The organism is Rhodocyclus purpureus (assembly GCF_016653115.1).
Taxonomy (GTDB): Bacteria; Pseudomonadota; Gammaproteobacteria; order Burkholderiales; family Rhodocyclaceae; genus Rhodocyclus; species Rhodocyclus purpureus.
This window is the reverse complement of sequence record NZ_NHRX01000032.1, coordinates 93,266-109,877: the sequence shown is the minus strand read 5'-3', so window position 1 is coordinate 109,877 and position 16,612 is coordinate 93,266. Positions and strand designations below refer to the sequence as shown.

At 68.4% G+C, this 16,612-nt stretch carries 12 protein-coding genes; 7 read left to right on the top strand and 5 right to left on the bottom strand.

All coding sequences use genetic code 11. From position 1 onward, the window contains the following. Window positions 1-641: 641 nt before the first annotated feature. The 3 genes from CCR84_RS06425 to dprA form a co-directional block, all read right to left on the bottom strand. Window positions 642-3,233, bottom strand: coding sequence for a DNA topoisomerase III (locus CCR84_RS06425; protein ID WP_201210673.1), 2,592 nt, complete (start codon window positions 3,231-3,233; stop codon window positions 642-644). A 189-nt stretch (window positions 3,234-3,422) separates the two neighbouring features. Further along, window positions 3,423-3,872, bottom strand: coding sequence for a Smg family protein (locus CCR84_RS06420; RefSeq protein WP_201210672.1), 450 nt, complete (start codon window positions 3,870-3,872; stop codon window positions 3,423-3,425). Between the two features lie 6 nt (window positions 3,873-3,878). Next, complete coding sequence (dprA, locus tag CCR84_RS06415; RefSeq protein ID WP_201210671.1) at window positions 3,879-4,994, bottom strand: DNA-processing protein DprA; 1,116 nt, start codon at window positions 4,992-4,994, stop codon at window positions 3,879-3,881. Window positions 4,995-5,309: 315 nt separating this feature from the next. Between dprA and def the strand changes: the two genes are divergently transcribed. Together def and fmt are read left to right on the top strand one after the other, a co-directional pair. Beyond that, the gene (gene def / locus CCR84_RS06410) at window positions 5,310-5,822 is read left to right on the top strand and encodes a peptide deformylase (RefSeq protein WP_201210670.1); all 513 of its coding nucleotides are present in this window, start codon (window positions 5,310-5,312) and stop codon (window positions 5,820-5,822) included. Continuing rightward, window positions 5,819-6,778: a methionyl-tRNA formyltransferase gene (gene fmt, locus CCR84_RS06405; RefSeq protein WP_201210669.1), complete on the top strand. Its 960-nt coding sequence runs from the start codon at window positions 5,819-5,821 to the stop codon at window positions 6,776-6,778. Before def ends, fmt begins: the two co-directional genes overlap by 4 nt. A gap of 743 nt (window positions 6,779-7,521) precedes the next feature. Here the strand turns inward: fmt and CCR84_RS06400 are convergent. Beyond that, window positions 7,522-8,463: a S1/P1 nuclease gene (locus CCR84_RS06400; protein WP_201210667.1), complete on the bottom strand. Its 942-nt coding sequence runs from the start codon at window positions 8,461-8,463 to the stop codon at window positions 7,522-7,524. Then, entirely contained in the window at window positions 8,460-9,359 is a 900-nt protein-coding gene (locus CCR84_RS06395; RefSeq protein ID WP_201210665.1) for a cation diffusion facilitator family transporter, read from the bottom strand. Before CCR84_RS06395 ends, CCR84_RS06400 begins: the two co-directional genes overlap by 4 nt. A 115-nt stretch (window positions 9,360-9,474) precedes the next feature. Between CCR84_RS06395 and rsmB the strand changes: the two genes are divergently transcribed. From rsmB to trkA, 5 genes are all read left to right on the top strand, one after another. Further along, complete coding sequence (gene rsmB / locus CCR84_RS06390) at window positions 9,475-10,986, top strand: 16S rRNA (cytosine(967)-C(5))-methyltransferase RsmB (RefSeq protein WP_338052574.1); 1,512 nt, start codon at window positions 9,475-9,477, stop codon at window positions 10,984-10,986. Window positions 10,987-11,026: 40 nt separating this feature from the next. Beyond that, complete coding sequence (locus CCR84_RS06385) at window positions 11,027-11,668, top strand: DUF4390 domain-containing protein (RefSeq protein ID WP_201210664.1); 642 nt, start codon at window positions 11,027-11,029, stop codon at window positions 11,666-11,668. 2 nt (window positions 11,669-11,670) lie between these two features. Beyond that, entirely contained in the window at window positions 11,671-13,860 is a 2,190-nt protein-coding gene (locus CCR84_RS06380; RefSeq protein ID WP_201210663.1) for a sensor histidine kinase, read from the top strand. A 2-nt stretch (window positions 13,861-13,862) separates the two neighbouring features. After that, the gene (locus tag CCR84_RS06375) at window positions 13,863-15,113 is read left to right on the top strand and encodes a sigma-54-dependent transcriptional regulator (protein WP_201210662.1); all 1,251 of its coding nucleotides are present in this window, start codon (window positions 13,863-13,865) and stop codon (window positions 15,111-15,113) included. 61 nt (window positions 15,114-15,174) lie between these two features. Next, window positions 15,175-16,605, top strand: a complete 1,431-nt coding sequence (gene trkA / locus CCR84_RS06370; RefSeq protein WP_201210661.1) for a Trk system potassium transporter TrkA — start codon at window positions 15,175-15,177, stop codon at window positions 16,603-16,605. Window positions 16,606-16,612: the final 7 nt, after the last annotated feature.

Below are 16,612 nucleotides of genomic sequence, written 5' to 3'. Positions count from 1 at the left end.
CTCGACCACTTGCCCGGAGGCACCAAAAAACGCGTCGACTGAGCTGCCATCCCTTCGCGAAAAGCACATGTAGTGCCACTCGCGAAAAATTTTTAACGCAAGACTATGTTTTACAAGGAAAGTTTAAGGTAGCTGTTAAACCCGGGTTAACGGCGCACCGAATACAGCAACGAGTCCAACATGACCTCTATGTGCTTTTCTTCAAGCTCCCAGTCGGGTCTCACGGGTAAGCGTAGGTGGTCAGCTTGAAAGCGGTTTGTGAACGTTGTGGGTGCACTCCGCACGCTCCTCGCAGGCGGTGCGCTATCTGCAACAAGCTTGTCTGTGTCAGCAATTGCTGGTCCAAAAGGGCTGGGTGCTGCAATGCATGCAGCCCACTGCCGAAAAAGACAGCGCAGACCGTTTCTGGCCCGCGTTGCAAGATTTGCGGAACCCCTAGCGACGGGTCACATCGCTGTCCGAGATGCTTTGCCCTCATGTATTGAGGGTTCGCTTTAGCCTGCGCCGTTCAATGTGAACTCGGGCTGCCCAAAAATTAGGCACAGCCGTCTCTCCCCGCCGGCACAGATACGTGACGCGCCTGTTTACGTTTTATCCACAGGCTTGTCCCCGGAATCTGTGGGGAATGCCGGCGGCGCAGTTCAGGCCTTCTTCGTCGTCCTGCGCGCAGGCTTCGCGGGCGCCTCGTCGGCGGGCTCTGCTGCTGGTTCGCTGCCGGCTTTGCTGGTGCTCTTGGCGCCCTTCGCTGCAGCCCCGGCTTTCGGTTCCTTCTTCTCGAACTCGAAGCCTACCTTGCCGTCGCTGCCGCGCACGAGGAAGGCCGAGAATTTGCGCCGCGTGCGCGCCGAGACGAAGTCCTTGAGCAGGTCGGTGCGGCCGGTGGCGAGCAGTTTTTCCATCTGCTCGCGTTCGATCGGCTGTTGCAGGATCAGCTTGCCCGAGCGGAAGTCGCATTGCCGCTCGGCGGCGACCGATTTCTCGCAGACGTAGGCCATGCCGTGCTCGAAGACGCGGGCCCCGCACTTGGGACAGGCACCGAGCGGGGTCTGCGTCGAGAAATCGACTTCCTCGGCACTGCCCTCCTCGCTGCGCAGGCCCTGGCCGAAGTCGAATTCGGGGGCGTTCTCGGCGTTGAGGCGGACGGTTGCCGCAAAGGCGCGGCCCATCTTGTTGCGGAAGCCGGTGAGCGGACCGACCGAACGCTCGGAGAGCAGCGTCTCGATCTCGGCGGGCTCGAACTGGCGGCCGGCGACGATCTTCCACAGCGAGTACTCGCAGCCTTGGCACTGGAATTTCTTGTAGGTTTCCTTGATCTTGCCGCCGCACTTCGGGCACGGCGTCGAGAGTTCGCCGAAGTCGCCGGGGATGGTGTCGCTGTCGTAGGTCTTGGCGCGCTCGACGATGCGCCGCGTCATCTCGGCGATTTCCTGCATGAAGGTGTCGCGCGACATCTCGCCGCGCTCCATGCGCGCGAGCTTCCATTCCCATTCGCCGGTCAGTTCGGCGGCGGTCAGTTCGCGGATGCCGAGTCCGTCGAGCAGGGTCATCAGCGAGAAGGCCTTGGCGGTCGGCTGCAGTTCGCGGCCTTCGCGCAGGATGTACTGTTCGGTGATCAGGTTCTCGATGATCTGCGCGCGCGTCGCCGGCGTGCCCAGGCCGCGGCCGGCCATTGCCGCGCGCAGTTCCTCGTCGTCGACGGTCTTGCCCGCGCCTTCCATCGCCGAGAGCAGCGTCGCTTCGGAGTAGCGTGCCGGCGGCTTGGTGATGCCGGCATTGAGCACGACGTCCTCGGTGGCGACGGTTTCCTTCGGCGCGACGGCAACGAGGTTGCCCTCCTCTCCTTCCTGGCCCTCGCGGCCATAGACGGCGAGCCAGCCGGGGTTGATCAGCACCTTGCCTTCGGTCTTGAACGGCTCGCCCTCGACACGCGTGATGCGCGTCGTCACCAGGTGCTCGGCGGCCGGGTAGAAGACGGCGAGGAAGCGCTTGACGACCATGTCGTAGAGCTTCTGTTCGGGCTCGGACAGGGTCTTCGGCGCCTGTTGCGTCGGGATGATCGCGAAGTGGTCGGAGATCTTCGCGTTGTTGAAGATGCGCTTGTTCGGGACGACCCACTGCTTGCTGCGGATGGTGTGCGCGAAGTGGCCGTAGCGGTTGGCGACGGTCCCTTCGCTTTCGAGCATCGCCAGCGTCGCATCGACGGTACCGAGGTAGTCCTCGGGCAGCGCGCGCGCGTCGGTCCGCGGATAGGTCAATACCTTGTGCTTTTCGTAGAGCGCCTGCGCGAGGCCGAGCGTCGTCTTCGCCGAGAAGCCGAAGCGGCCGTTCGCTTCGCGCTGCAGGCTGGTCAGGTCGTAGAGCAGCGGCGACAACTGCGTCGTCGGCTTGGCCTCCTCGCTGACGATGCCTGGCTTGCCGCGGCAGCGATCGGCGAGCGCGCGGGCCTTTGCCTCGTCCCAGAGGCGGTCGGCGCGCAGGACTTCCTCTTCCTCGCTCTTGCCCTTGCTGAATTTCTCGTCGAACCACTTGCCGCGGTATTCGCCGGCGGCGCAGGCGAAGACGCCCTCGACTTCCCAGTAGGGCTTCGGCTGGAAGCGGCGGATCTTCGCTTCGCGCTGCACCAGGAGCGCCAGCGTCGGCGTCTGCACGCGACCGACGGTGGTCAGGTGGAAGCCGCCGGTCTTCGAGTTGAACGCGGTCATCGCGCGCGTGCCGTTGATGCCGACCAGCCAGTCCGATTCGGAGCGGCTGACCGCGGCGTCGGCGAGGCCGCGCATCTCGTCGCTACCGCGCAGCTGCGCGAAACCTTCACGGATCGCCTGCGGGGTCATCGACTGCAGCCAGAGGCGTTCGACCGGCTTCGCGTTCTTCGCATGCGCGACGATGTAGTTGAAGATCAGTTCGCCCTCGCGCCCCGCGTCGCAGGCATTCACCAGGCCGCTGACGTCCTTGCGCTTGATCAGCTTGGTCAGCAGCTTCAGGCGCGCTTCGGTCTTCTCGATCGGCTTCAGCGCGAAGTGCGGCGGAATCACCGGCAGGTGCGCGAACGACCACTTGCCGCGCTTGACCTCGTACTCTTCCGGACAGGCGAGTTCGAGCAGGTGGCCGATGGCGGATGAGACGACGTAATCGTCACGCTCGAAATAATCGTCATGGCGCGTGAAGCCGCCGAGCGCGCGCGCGATGTCGGCGGCGACGGAAGGCTTTTCGGCGATGATCAGCTTCTTGCTCATGAAAGGCTTGCCAGGAAGGCGACGCCGTCGGCGGGCGTCGGGTGGGAGGGATCGACTACTGCGCGGGGCATGATAAGAGTACCGTGCCGCGCTTGGCAAGCACGCTCCGGGGGACCTGGAGACGGCCTTGGCGCCGGGCTGACGGCGCCGCGTTCCATCCAGTATCCGGGCGCCGGGCTGCGCCGCCGCTCAGTGCAGCGGCGTGTCGTCTGGGGAGGAGAGCAGCTCTTCGACGATCAGCGGTTCGAGGTCCTGATCGCGGCTCCACAGGACGATCAGCACGATGACCTTGAACTTGTCGATCGGGACTTCGTCCTCGTCGAGCGCGAGGCCACGGTCGATGATCAGCTCGCGCAGCGCCGGGGTGATCACGCCGGCCTGTTCGAGGAAGATCACGAAGTCGAGGCACTCGCTGCCGAGGCGTCGGCGTTCCTCTTCCGTATAGATGCGCAGCGAGCGCGGGCTGCACACGAAATCGGCGATTTGCGAGCTGTGCAGGCCGTCGAGCCAGTCGAGCGCGAAGCTGATCTCGCCGTCGTCGAAGCCGGCTTCGGTGAGGCTTTGCGCCAGCGCCTCGCTGCCCGGCTGGGCGTCGAGGTCCTGGTAGTTCTCGAAGAGGTATACGAGGATGTCGATCATGATGGTTCAGCTTTCAGGCAGCCTCTGGTAACAGTCGCCGGGGAGGCTGGCGACGCGTCCTGCGAGTTCGAGTTCGAGCAGGATCACGGAAAGCCGGTCGGCAGTCAAGCCGCTGCCCTGCACCAGCTGGTCGAGCGTGCGCGCTTCGTGGCCGAGCGCGTCGAGCAGGCGCCCAGCCTCCGCGTCGTCGGGGTCGGCAGCGGTGCCCCCTGCAGCGCCGTTTTTGGCCTTGCCCAGGCCTGGCAGGGGGCTGGCCCAAGCCAGCTCTTCGAGCACGTCCTGGGCGCTCTCGGCGAGCTTGGCGCCCAGGCGCAGCAACTGGTGGCAGCCGCGCGCGAGCGGCGAGTGGATCGACCCGGGGATGGCGAAGACCTCGCGCCCCTGTTCGGCGGCGAGGCGGGCGGTGATCAGCGAGCCGCTGCCGGTCGCCGCCTCGACCACGAGCACGCCGCGCGCGATGCCGGCGATCAGGCGGTTGCGGCGCGGAAAGTTGGGCGGCAGCGGCGGCGTTCCCAGCGCGAACTCGGAGACGATGGCGCCGTGCGTCGCGATCTCGCGCGCCAGTTCCTGGTGCCGCGACGGGTAGACGCGGTCGATGCCGGTGCCGATGAAGGCCAGCGTGTCGCCGCCGGCGGCGAGCGCGCCGCGATGCGCGGCGCCGTCGATGCCGAGCGCGAGTCCGCTGACGATGACGAGTCCGCTGCTGCCGAGCGCCGCGGCGAACTGCTCGGCGTTGCGCACGCCGGCGGGCGTCGCGTTGCGGCTGCCGACGATCGCCAGCGCAGGCCGGTTGAGCAACTCGCGCCGCCCGCGGACGTAGAGCAGCGTCGGCGGGTCGTCGATTTCGAGCAGCGCCTGCGGGTAGTCGGCGTCACCGAGGACGACGATGTGGCGGTCGTCGCCACGCGCGCGCCAAGCGAGCGCGGCGGCCACGGCGGCGGCGTTGTTGCTGTCGAGCAGGCGCGCCGCTGCGGCGCTGCCGATCACGCCGACGATCGCGCTGCGCCCGGCGGAGAAGACTGCCGGCGCCGGTCCGAAGGCGGCGAGCAGCCTTCGCTGCGTCTGGCCGCCGATGCCGGGGGCGAGCGTCAGCCGCAGCCAGTCCGCCAGTTCGTCGTTCATGCTTCGCGGCAGGCGCAGCGGCTCGCCGGGGAGCGGTGCGCCGGCGTGGAAAGACGCGGGCGTGCGGAAAGAGAACGGTCCATCGTGATATCCTCCGCCGGCCGCTGGCCGGGTCCTTGCCGGGAATACTGGCAGCGCGTGGCTGAACTCGGGCCGCTGCCCGGCGGTCTACGACTGCGTCCCCGCTCGCGGCCGCTGCCCTCGCCTGCCCCCTGCGCACCCTCGCCGACCGTGCGTCCGTCACCGGTCCGATGACTTGGATGTGCCCGAAATATGCACGATGATTGTGCCCAACCTTCCTTATCCGATCAAGCTATGGCTCTCCTGTCCATCCTCCGTTACCCCGATCCGCGGCTGAAGACGATCGCCAAACCGGTCGAGAAGATCGACGACGCACTGCGTCGTCTCGTCGCCGACATGGCCGAAACCATGTACGAAGCGCCGGGGATCGGCCTCGCCGCGACCCAGGTCGACGTCCATGTGCGCCTCGTCGTCATCGACATCAGCGAGACCAAGGACCAGCTGCTCGTTCTCATCAACCCGGAGATCCTTGAGCGCGAAGGCGTGCAGACCTACGAGGAAGGCTGCCTGTCGCTCCCGACCGTTTACGACAAGGTCGAGCGTGCCCAGCGCGTCGTCGTCCGCTATCTCGATCTCGAAGGCAAGGAGCAGACGCTCGCCGCCGAGGGCCTGCTCGCCGTCTGCGTGCAGCACGAGATGGAGCACCTCGAAGGACACGTCTTCATCGACAACCTGTCGCTGCTCAAGCAGACCCGCGCCAAGGCCAAGCTCGCCAAGTTCGTGAAGCGCGCGCGGATCACGGCATGAAGATCATCTTCGCGGGAACGCCCGAGTTCGCGGCGACTGCGCTGCGTGCGCTGATCGCGGCCGGCCACGAAGTCGCGCTGGTGCTGACGCAGCCCGACCGTCCTTCCGGACGCGGGATGGCGCTGAAGCCGTCACCGGTCAAGGTCGTTGCCCTGGAGGCCGGGGTCGAGGTCTTCCAGCCGCCGACGCTCAAGGACGCCGAGGCGCAGGAACGCGTGCGCGCAGTCGGCGCCGAGGTGATGGTCGTCGCCGCCTACGGGCTGATCCTGCCGCAGGTGGTGCTCGACATGCCGCGCTTCGGCTGCATCAACATCCACGCATCGCTGCTGCCGCGCTGGCGTGGTGCGGCGCCGATCCACCGTGCGCTGCTCGCCGGCGACGCCGAGACCGGGATCGCCATCATGCAGATGGAAGCCGGACTCGACACCGGGCCGGTGCTGCTCAGCCAGACGATCCCCATCGGCGACGACGACACCACCGGCACGCTGCACGATCGGCTCGCCGAACTCGGCGGCCGCCTGGTGGTCGAGGCGATCGCCGCGCTGCCCTTGCCGGCGCAGACGCAGCCCGCCGAGGGCGTCACCTACGCGGCCAAGATCGACAAGGCCGAGGCGGCGATCGACTGGAGCCTGCCGGCGATCGAGATCGACCGCCGCGTGCGCGCGTTCAACCCGGCACCGGGCGCATCCTTCACGCTCGGCGGAACGCTGGTTAAGGTTTGGCGGGCGACGCCGCTGGCCGCCGGTTCGACGTCGGGGCCGGCGCAGGGCGAACCCGGAACCGTCCTTGCCGCCGACCGCGACGGAATCGTCGTCGCCTGCGGCGAAGGCGCGCTGCGCCTGCTCGAATTGCAGAAGGCTGGCGGCAAGCGCCTGCCGGTTGCCCAGTTCCTCGCCGGCACCGTGCTGGCAGCCGGCGTCGTGCTCGGCGCCCAGGACGCGGCCAAGACGGCGTAAGGCGCGGCTGGAGCGCGAGCGCGTCGCGCTCCGCTGCCGCTACCGGGTGTGTCGCCGGTAACATTCATGGCGACGTCAGCAGCCCCATGCCATGACAGGTGTTCTTTCGCGGCTGACGTCGCTCCCACGAAAAACGCTCAGGCTGCATTGGCCTGTCGTGGGAGGGCCGGAAGGCCCGAATCGAGAACGGCCCACGCTGCTGTTTCACGGTAACGGTCATGGCGAGTCGTGCCACCCCTGAGCATGGCCATTCACTGCCGTCATTGCGAGGCGCGTAGCGCCGTGGCAATCCAGTTCGTTCTTTCGCGGTCTCGCCAAACCCGGGCGAGCCGACAGCAGCCCTGCGCACTGGATCGCCACACCCTTCGGGCTCGCGATGACGAGATGCTGATCGCGACGGCTTCGGCAGATCAGGTCGGTCGATCTTTCGCGAAATTGTTCCACGTTTCATGTTGCCCCGACCTTCGGGCTGACGCATGCAATGTTTCACGTGAAACGCACGACGAGCCGGTGGCTGTCTTCGGAGTGCCGGCGCACCGTGGCGCCCCTCCCACAAGCGATCCCGTGCCAAGGTGCCCGGCGCGTCCCTACGCTTGTTTCACGTGAAACAAAACGCCCGCCTGTTTCACGTGAAACACGAGTTGCTTTCCCACCGCGGTGATTCCGTTGCCAGGAAGGGACGCATGTTTCACGTGAAACATCGGCGCGGCTTTTGACCGCCATGCACCGGGATTGCTTAGCGGCTAATGCAAGGTCCGTTGCAGGAGTTCGGCGAGGCGGTAGCCTGACCAGGCGATGCGGCGGTCGGCGATCTTGCCGGCCCGCTCGTCGAACTCGGCGCTGATCACCGGTGGCAGTCCTTCCTCCGCGTCGGGCGGATAGGCCTCGCTGCCGGCGATGGCGAAGCTTTCGTCGATCCAGCGGGCGAAGGTGCCTGAAGGGGGCGGCGGCGGATTGGCGGCGACGATCGCGCGTGCCGCGATGCCCAGCGCCTCCCCGCGCAGCCAGGGCGGTCCGGGGCGGTCGTCCCAGTAGCGATGCAGGCTGACCAGACGCTTCTTCGGCAGGAAGGGGTTGTCGACGATGAGTCCGTTGCCGCCGGCGTCGGGCTTGCCGTCGGGGCCGATGCGCGTGGCGACGTGCAGCGGCTGATGTGCGTCGCCGACCAGATGGATCAGCCAGGGCAGCGCCCAGGCGCGGCGCTGTGCGTCGGCACTGCGCAGGTTCCTGGTGAGCCGGGAAAGCTGCCGTTCGAGTTCGCCGTCGTCCTTCTGGGCGGAAAGCGCTCCGTGCAGCGGGCGGTTGAGGTAGTGCCACTGGCGATGACGTTCCATGTCGGGAAAGCCGGGCAGCGTCGGTGTCGGATCCTCGTCGGCCTCGTGGAAGCGCGGGTCGTCACGAATGTCGTCGGGCCAGGTCGAGGCTTCGACGAAGGCGGTGAGGTCCGGGTCGGCGCCACGAGCATGGGCGATCCAGCGTGGATGGTCGGGATGCAGCCGCAGCAGCCCTGCGACCTGTGCGCGCGTGTCCGGGTCGAGCGCCTCCCAGGCGATCATTGCGCTCAAGCGGTGGCCGGCGGCGTTCCAGGCCTGTGCTGCGGGCGCCGCCAGCAGGCCGCAAGCGAGCAGCAGTGCGCCGAGGCCGCGGCGCCAGCGGAAGCTGCTGCAGCCCTTCCTCGACATCATTCCTTGCTCGACACGTCGTCCTGTGCCGCCGGGTCGTCGAGCGGCTCCAGGTGAGTGGTGACCGTGACGCAAGGCAGTGCCGTGCGGATGTCGCTCTCGATGCGTTCGAGCAGGTCGTGTCCCTGCTGCACGGTCCACTGGCCGGGAACCAGCACGTGCAGTTCGACGAAGCTGCGCGCGCCTGCCTGGCGCGTACGCAGGGCGTGGAACTCGATTCCCGAATGGCGATAGGCGGCGAGGACTGCGTCGAGCGCGGCGTGTTCGTCGTGCGGTAGCGAGACGTCCATCAGCCCGTCGGCCGAACGCCGCAGCAGGTTCGCGCCGGTCCAGACGATGTTGGCGGCGACCAGCAGCGCCAGCACCGGATCGAGCCAGAGCCAGCCGGTGAGCGCGACTGCGCCGACGCCGGCGATGACGCCGACCGAAGTCCACACGTCGGTCATCAGGTGACGCGCGTCGGCTTCGAGTGTGATCGAGCGGTGACGCGCGCCGGCGGCGAGCAGGACGCGCGCCGTCACCAGGTTGATCAGGCTGGCGCCGACCGAGACGACGAGGCCGATGTCGAGTTGCTGCAGCGGCTGCGGCGCGAGCAGCCGCGCGATGGCGGTCCAGGCGATCGCCACAGCCGCGATCAGGATGAGCAGACCTTCGAAACCGCTGGCGAAATACTCGGCCTTGCCGTGCCCGTAGGTGTGCTCGCGGTCCTCGGGTTGCGCCGCGACGCCGAGCATGGCCAGCGCCATGGTCGCTCCGGCGAGGTTGACGCCCGATTCGAGCGCGTCGGAAAGCAGCCCGACCGAGTCGGTGAGCATCCAGGCGACGGTTTTCAGCACTATCGTCGATACGGCGGCACCGATCGACAGCCAGGCGTAGCGTTTGAGCGATGGTGATGACATGAATCCATTATGCGCCGATCCAGGGCCGCATGGACTGCCGACGGTGCGCAGCGGGTGCCATGATAAACTTCACGATCCCCGCTAAATCTGTTCCATTTCCCGGAAATACAGGCCCTTGGCTTCTTCTTCCCGCCCTCGCGTTCCCGCTGCTCCGTCGTCGCCGTCACGGACGGCCGGCAAGCCCTCGTCCGCCGATCCGGTCGCTGCCCAAGCCGCGCCGGCAAGCGCTGCTGCGACTCCTCCTGGCAAGCCTGCGGCGCCGTTGCGCCGGCGTGTGGTGCGCGCGGCAGGTGCCGCTGACAGCGCTTCCGCGCGCCGCCCTGCCGCCGCCAAGGCAGGGGTGCTTCCCGGTGCCGGCCTGCCCGCCGACTCGCTCGCGCTGAGCCTGCTGCTCGCGGCGCAGGCGGTCGCCGCCGTACTCGAGGGACGCAGTCTGGACACCGGCCTGGCGCGGCTGGCCACGGCGCCGGCGGTGGCGAGACCGGCGGCTCAGGATGCGGCCTACGGTGCGCTGCGCCGCTACGGCTGGGGCGATTTCATCCTCGGGCGTCTGCTGCAGACGCCGCTGAAGGCCGTCGAGGTGCGCGCGCTCCTGCTGGTCGCGCTCCATCGCCTGGAGACGCGTCCGGAAGCGACGCACACGGTGGTCGATCAGGCCGTCGTCGCTGCCGGCGAAGTTGCCGGCGGTGCCTTCCGCGGCCTGGTCAATGGCGTCCTGCGCAACTTCCTGCGCCAGCGCGAGGCCTTGCTCGCCGCCGCGGCCGCCGATCCCGCAGTCGCCAGCCAGCACCCGCGCTGGTGGCTGGAGCGCTTGCAGCGCGCCTATCCGGGCGCCTGGCAGGCGATCGTCGCCGCCGGCAACGGGCAGCCGCCGATGTGCCTGCGCGTCAATCGTCGCCGTGGCACGCGCGCCGACTACGCCGCCGAGCTCGCCGGGCTCGGCATCAGCGCAAGCCCGCTCGGCGAAGACGGTCTGTTGCTGGCGCGTCCGCAGCCGGTCGATGCGCTGCCGGGATTCGCCGACGGGCGTGTCTCGGTGCAGGATGCCGGCGCGCAGCGCGCGGCGCTGCTGCTCGATCCGGCCCCCGGTGCGCGCGTCCTCGACGTCTGCGCCGCCCCCGGCGGCAAGAGCGCGCACCTGCTCGAACGCGCCGAACTCGACCTGCTCGCGCTCGATGTCGACGCCACGCGCCTGCGCCGCGTCGATGCGACGCTGGCACGCCTGGGGCTCGCCGCGCAGACGCGGGTCGCCGACGCCAGCCTGCCGGTGCGTGCCGGCACGGGCTGGTGGGACGGGCGTCCCTTCGACGCGATCCTGGTCGACGCGCCCTGCTCCGCCTCCGGCGTCGTCCGTCGCCACCCCGACGCCAAGTGGCTGCGCCGGGTCGCCGACGTGCGTGCACTGCTCTCGGTGCAGTCGGCGATCCTCGACGCGGTCTGGCCGCTGCTGCGCGACGGCGGCAAGCTCCTTTACGCGACCTGCTCGGTCTTCCCGGAGGAGAACGTGGGCCAGATCGACGCCTTCCTGCATCGCCACCCCGACACGCGGCGCGAGCAGGAGGAGCAACTGCTGCCGCAGGCCGAACACGACGGGTTCTACTATGCTCTGCTGCGCAAGACTGTTTAGCGGGCCTGCCCTCGCCTGTGCGGCGCAGGGCGTGGGCGTCATGCTCAGGTCGCTCTTCGCTGCCTGCCTGCTGCTGACGGCGCTGACCGTGGAGGCGGCGATGCCCGAGGTCGAGGTCAGGAATCCGCAACTGCAGGCTTCCGACGAGGGCTTCACCGTCTCGGCCGATTTCGTCTTCGACTTCAACCCGCGCCTCGAGGAGGCGGTGAATCGTGGCGTCGTCCTCTACTTCGTCGTCGACTTCGAGCTGTCGCGCGCGCGCTGGTACTGGCTCGACGAGAAGGTGGTGACGCGCAGCCGGACCTTTCGCCTCTATTACCACGCGCTGACGCGCCAGTACCGGCTGACGACCGGCCCGCTGCACCAGAACTTCGCGACGCTCGAGGAAGCCCTGCGCACCTTTTCCCGCATGCGCAACTGGCAGGTGCTCGACAAGGGGGCCGTACGCAACGACGAAAGCTACCAGGCCGCGCTGCGCATGCGTCTGGACCTGTCGCAGATGGCGAAGACCTTCCAGGTCAGCGCGCTCTCCAACCGTGACTGGAGCCTCGCCTCCGACTGGACGCGCTGGAACTTCCTGCCGAGCGAAGTCCGTGCCGTCGACCCGCGGGGCGCCGGCTTCGGCTCGGGCCTCTCGGGCGCGGGGCTCGCCGACCTGCGTGTGGCCGGCGAGCCGAGATAGCGATGAAATATTTCATCATCGTCGCTGCCGCCTTCGGCGGCATCCTGCTCTTCCTGCTCGCTTCGGCGAGCGCCAATACGGCGCTGTTCGCCCGCCACTATGCGTGGTTGCTCGCGCTCAACGCGCTGGTCGCGCTGGCGCTGCTCGGACTGGTCGGCTGGCAGTTGCACGCGCTGTGGCGCGAGCACCGCGCCAAGGTGTTCGGCTCGCGGCTGAAACTGCGCCTGATGCTGCTCTTCGGCATGATGGCGGTGGTCCCCGGCGTGCTCGTGTACGCGGTTTCGGTCCAGTTCCTGACCAAGAGCATCGAGACCTGGTTCGACGTCCGCGTCGAAAAGGCGCTCGAATCGGGGCTCGACCTCGGCCGTAGCGCGCTCGATTCGCTGCTCGTCGATCTCACCGACAAGGGGCGTTCGATGGCGCTCGAACTCGGCGATCAGCCCGACGTCAGTCGCCCGGCGATGCTCAACCGCCTGCGCGAGAGCGCCGGCGTGCAGACCGCAGCGCTCTTCTCGTCGGCCGGCGAGTTGCTCGCCAGTTCGAGCGGCGACCTCGCCACGGTGCGACCGCCGTTGCCGACGCCGGCACAACTGCGCCAGGCGCGGGTCGCGTCGGGGCATGGGCTGGTCGAGGGCGATGCCGGACAGGATTTGCAGTTGCGCGTGCTGCTGCCGGTGCATGGTCGCGGTCTCGGCGATGAGGCGCGCATCCTGCAACTGACCCAGGAGGCGCCGGCGGCGCTGGTACGCAACGCCGAGAGCGTGCAGGCGGTGTATCGCGACTATCAGGAGCTTTCGCTCGGTCGCGAGGGCCTGACGCGGATCTACGCGATGACCCTGACGCTGACCGTCCTGCTCGCCTTGTTCGGCGCCTTCGCGCTGGCCTTCGTCCTCGCGCGCTGGCTGTCGGCGCCGCTGTCGATCCTCGCCGAAGGCACCCAGGCAGTCGCCGCCGGTGACTTCACGCCGCGCCAGGCGATCTACAGCCGCGACGAACTCGGCGTGCTGACGCAGTCGTTCAACCGCATGACGCGGCAGCTCGACGAGGCCCGGCGCGAGACCGACCGCCACCGCGCCGCGGTCGAAGCGGCGCGTTCCTACCTCGAGCTGATCCTCGCCAACCTCTCGGCCGGGGTGCTTGTCTTCGACGCGGGCTTCGTGCTGCGCAGTGCCAACCGCGGTGCTCGCTCGATCCTCGGCGACGAGTTTGATGGCATGCACGGCGAGACCGTCGAGGCCTGGCCGCGTCAACAGGCGCTCGGCACTGCACTGCGCGATGCCTTCGTCGAGCACGGCGACCTGCAATGGCAGACGCAGATCGAACTCGAACGTCCCGGCGGCCAGCCGCAGGTGCTGCTCCTGCGCGGCACCGGCCTGCCCGTGGCGAGCGGCGGCGGCTACGTCGCCGTCTTCGACGACATCACCCGGCTGATCGCCGCCCAGCGCAGCGCCGCCTGGGGCGAAGTGGCGCGCCGTCTCGCGCACGAGATCAAGAATCCGCTGACGCCGATCCAGCTCTCGGCCGAGCGCCTGCAGATGAAGCTCGCCGGTCGCGTGCATGGCGCCGACGCCGAGGCCCTGGCGCGCGCGACGCAGACGATCGTCAATCAGGTGCAGGCGATGAAGCGCATGGTCGATGACTTCCGCGATTACGCGCGCATGCCGGCGCCGGAATTCGCCGCGGTCGACCTCAACGCGCTGGTCGGCGAGGTGCTCGGCCTCTACGAGACCTCGCACGCGCGTATCGACGTCGCGCTCGCCGCCGGCCTGCCGCCGGTGGCCGGCGACGCGACGCAGTTGCGCCAGATCATCCACAACCTCCTGCGCAACGCCGAGGACGCGCAGGAAGCGCTGCCCGAGCCCGTGATCGCGATCGGCACGCGTCTGGTCGACGGGCTGGCCGAACTCTATGTCGCCGACAGCGGTCCCGGCTTTCCCGCCGAGATCCTCGGGCGCGCCTTCGAGCCCTATGTCACCACCAAGGCGCGCGGCACCGGCCTGGGCCTGGCGATCGTCAAGAAGATCGTCGACGAGCACCACGGCCAGATCATCCTCGGCAACCGCCAGCCGTGTGGCGCCGAAGTCTGCATCCGCCTGCCGCTGGCGCCGACGGCGGCGTCCGCCGCCGTTGCAGCGGATCCCGACGCGGCAGCTGACGATGCATCCCCCTCAAACTCTTTTTCCGCGAGCTGAACATGGCGCAGATTCTGGTCGTCGATGACGAAATCGGCATTCGCGAACTCCTCTCCGAAATCCTTGCCGACGAAGGGCATTCGGTCCGCCTCGCCGAGAACGCGGCCAGCGCGCGCCGCGTGCGCAGCGAGCTGCGTCCCGACCTCGTCCTGCTCGACATCTGGATGCCCGACACCGACGGCGTCTCCCTGCTCAAGGAATGGTCGGCAGCGGGTCTGCTGACCATGCCCGTGGTGATGATGTCCGGACACGGGACGATCGACACCGCGGTCGAAGCGACGCGCATCGGCGCCACCGATTTCCTGGAAAAGCCGATCGCGCTGCAGAAACTGCTGGCGACGGTGAAGAAGGCGCTGAAGGGCCCGGTGGCGCCGCAGAAGCGGCCGCTCACGCTCGACGACTTCGCGCGCTCGCCGCTCTTGAAGGACCTCAAGCGGCGGCTCGAACAGGCGGCGGCACGCACCTCGGTGCTGCTCCTGCGCAGCAGCTCGGGCAGCATCGCCGAGATCTGCGCGCGCACCCTGCACGTGCGCAACATGCCCTGGCTCGACCTGTCGGCGACGAGCGAGCCGATCAGCAGCGAGACCCTGCAGAACGCGGCCGGCGGCATCGTCTTCGTCGCCGACCTCGCCCAGTTCGGTCGCATGCAGCAGATGAACCTGGCCTTCGCCCTCGAACGCCTGGAGAAGCACAAGCTGCAGCTGGTCGCGGCGACGACCAAGCCGCTCGCCGCGCTCGGCGAAGCCGGCTGGGACGCCGGCGTCATCGCGCGCCTCGGCGAGGTCTGGGTGGCGCTGCCGCAACTGGCCGGCAACGCCGACGAGGTGCCGGAGATCGCCGTTCTGCTCCTGTCGCACCTCGCCGAACGCGGCGACGCGCCGCTGCGCCGCTTTTCGAGCGCGGCGCTTAACCGCCTGCGCATGCATTCGTGGCCCGGCGACTGGGCCGAGCTGACGGCGGCGGTGAAGAACCTCGCGCTGTCGGCGCTCGACGAGGAGATCGGCGTCGACGACGTCGTGCGCGTGCTGCAACCCGACGGCCCGGCGCAGGCCGCGGCGACGGTGCTGCCGATGTTCGAGCAGCCGCTGCGCGAGGCGCGCGAGGCCTTCGAGCGGCTCTACCTGGAGCATCACCTGCGCCAGGCCGGCGGCAACATGACCCGCGTTGCCGAGCGCACCGGGCTCGAGCGGACCCATCTCTACCGCAAGCTCAAGCAACTTGCGCTCAACCCCGGACGGCGTGGCGAGGAATGATCATGAAACTGACAGTGGCAGCGCACGCCAGGGCGGCGGCAGTCGAGCGGGAGGGACTGCCGTGAAGATCGTCATCCTCGGTGCCGGACAGGTCGGCGGCAGCGTTGCCGAAGGCCTGGTCTCGGAAAACAACGACATCACCATCGTCGATACGAACGCCGAGCGCCTGCGCTACCTGCAGGACCGGCTCGATCTGCGCACCGTCGTCGGCGACGCCACCCTGCCTTCGGTGCTGCGTGACGCGGGCATCGCCGACGCCGACCTGCTGATCGCGGTGACCATGAGCGACGCGACCAACCTCGTCGCCTGCAAGATCGCCAAGACCTTGTTCAACGTCCCGACGCGGATCGCCCGCCTGCGCGCGCGCGACTTCCTCGCCAGCGAGACCCTGCTCGCGCACGAGAATTTCGCCGTCGATTACGCGCTCTGCCCCGAGCAGGTGATCACCGAGTACATCACGAGCCTGGTCGAGCTGCCCGAGGCGCTGCAGGTGCTTTCCTTCGCCGGCGGCCGCGTCGCGCTGGTCGCGGTGCGCGCCTACGCCGGCGGCCTCCTGGTCGACAAGCCGATCTCCGAGATGCATCAGCACCTGCGCGCCGGGATCGACGCGCGCATCGCCGCGATCTACCGCCGCGAGCGTCCGCTGACGCCGACCGGCGACACGCACATCGAGCCCGGCGACGAGGTCTTCCTGCTCTCGGCCTCCGAGCACATCCGGCCGCTGTTGCGCGAGATGCGCCGCATGCTGAAGCCGGTGCGGCGGGTGATCATCGCCGGCGCCGGTTCGATCGGACTGCGCGTGGCGAAGACGCTGGAGAACGATTACCAGGTCAAGCTGATCGAGATGTCGCCGCAGCGCGCCGAGTTCGCCGCCCGCGAGCTGGACCGTGCGCTGGTGCTGCAGGGCGACGCCACCGACGCCGAGATGCTGACGCAGGAATCGATCGACGAGACCGACCTGTTCCTCGCGCTGACCAACGACGACGAGGACAACATCATGTCTGCGTCGCAGGCCAAGAAGCTCGGCTGCAAGCGCGTGCTGGCGCTGATCAACCGCCGTGCCTACGCCGACCTGGTCCAGGGCGGACCGATCGACATCGCGATCTCGCCGGCGCAGGTGTCGATCGGCGAGCTGCTCGCGCATGTGCGCCAGGGTGACGTCGCCAAGGTGCATGTGCTGCGCCGCGGTGCCGCCGAGGCGCTCGAAATCGTCGCCCACGGCGACGAGCGCACCTCGCGCGTGGTCGGCCGGCGCATCGGCGACCTGCCGCCGATCCCCGGCGCGACCATCGCCGCCGTCGTCCGCAACCTCGAGGAACTCGACGAGGTGACGCGCGAAGGATTGTCGACGCAGAAGCGTTTCGGCCACGTCCTGATCGCGCACCGCGACGTCGTCATCGAGTCGGACGACCACGTCATCGTCTTCTGCCTGAACAAGAAGGTGGTGAAGAAGGTCGAGCAGCTGTTCGCCGTCGGCTTCCACTTCTTCTGAGCGCCGG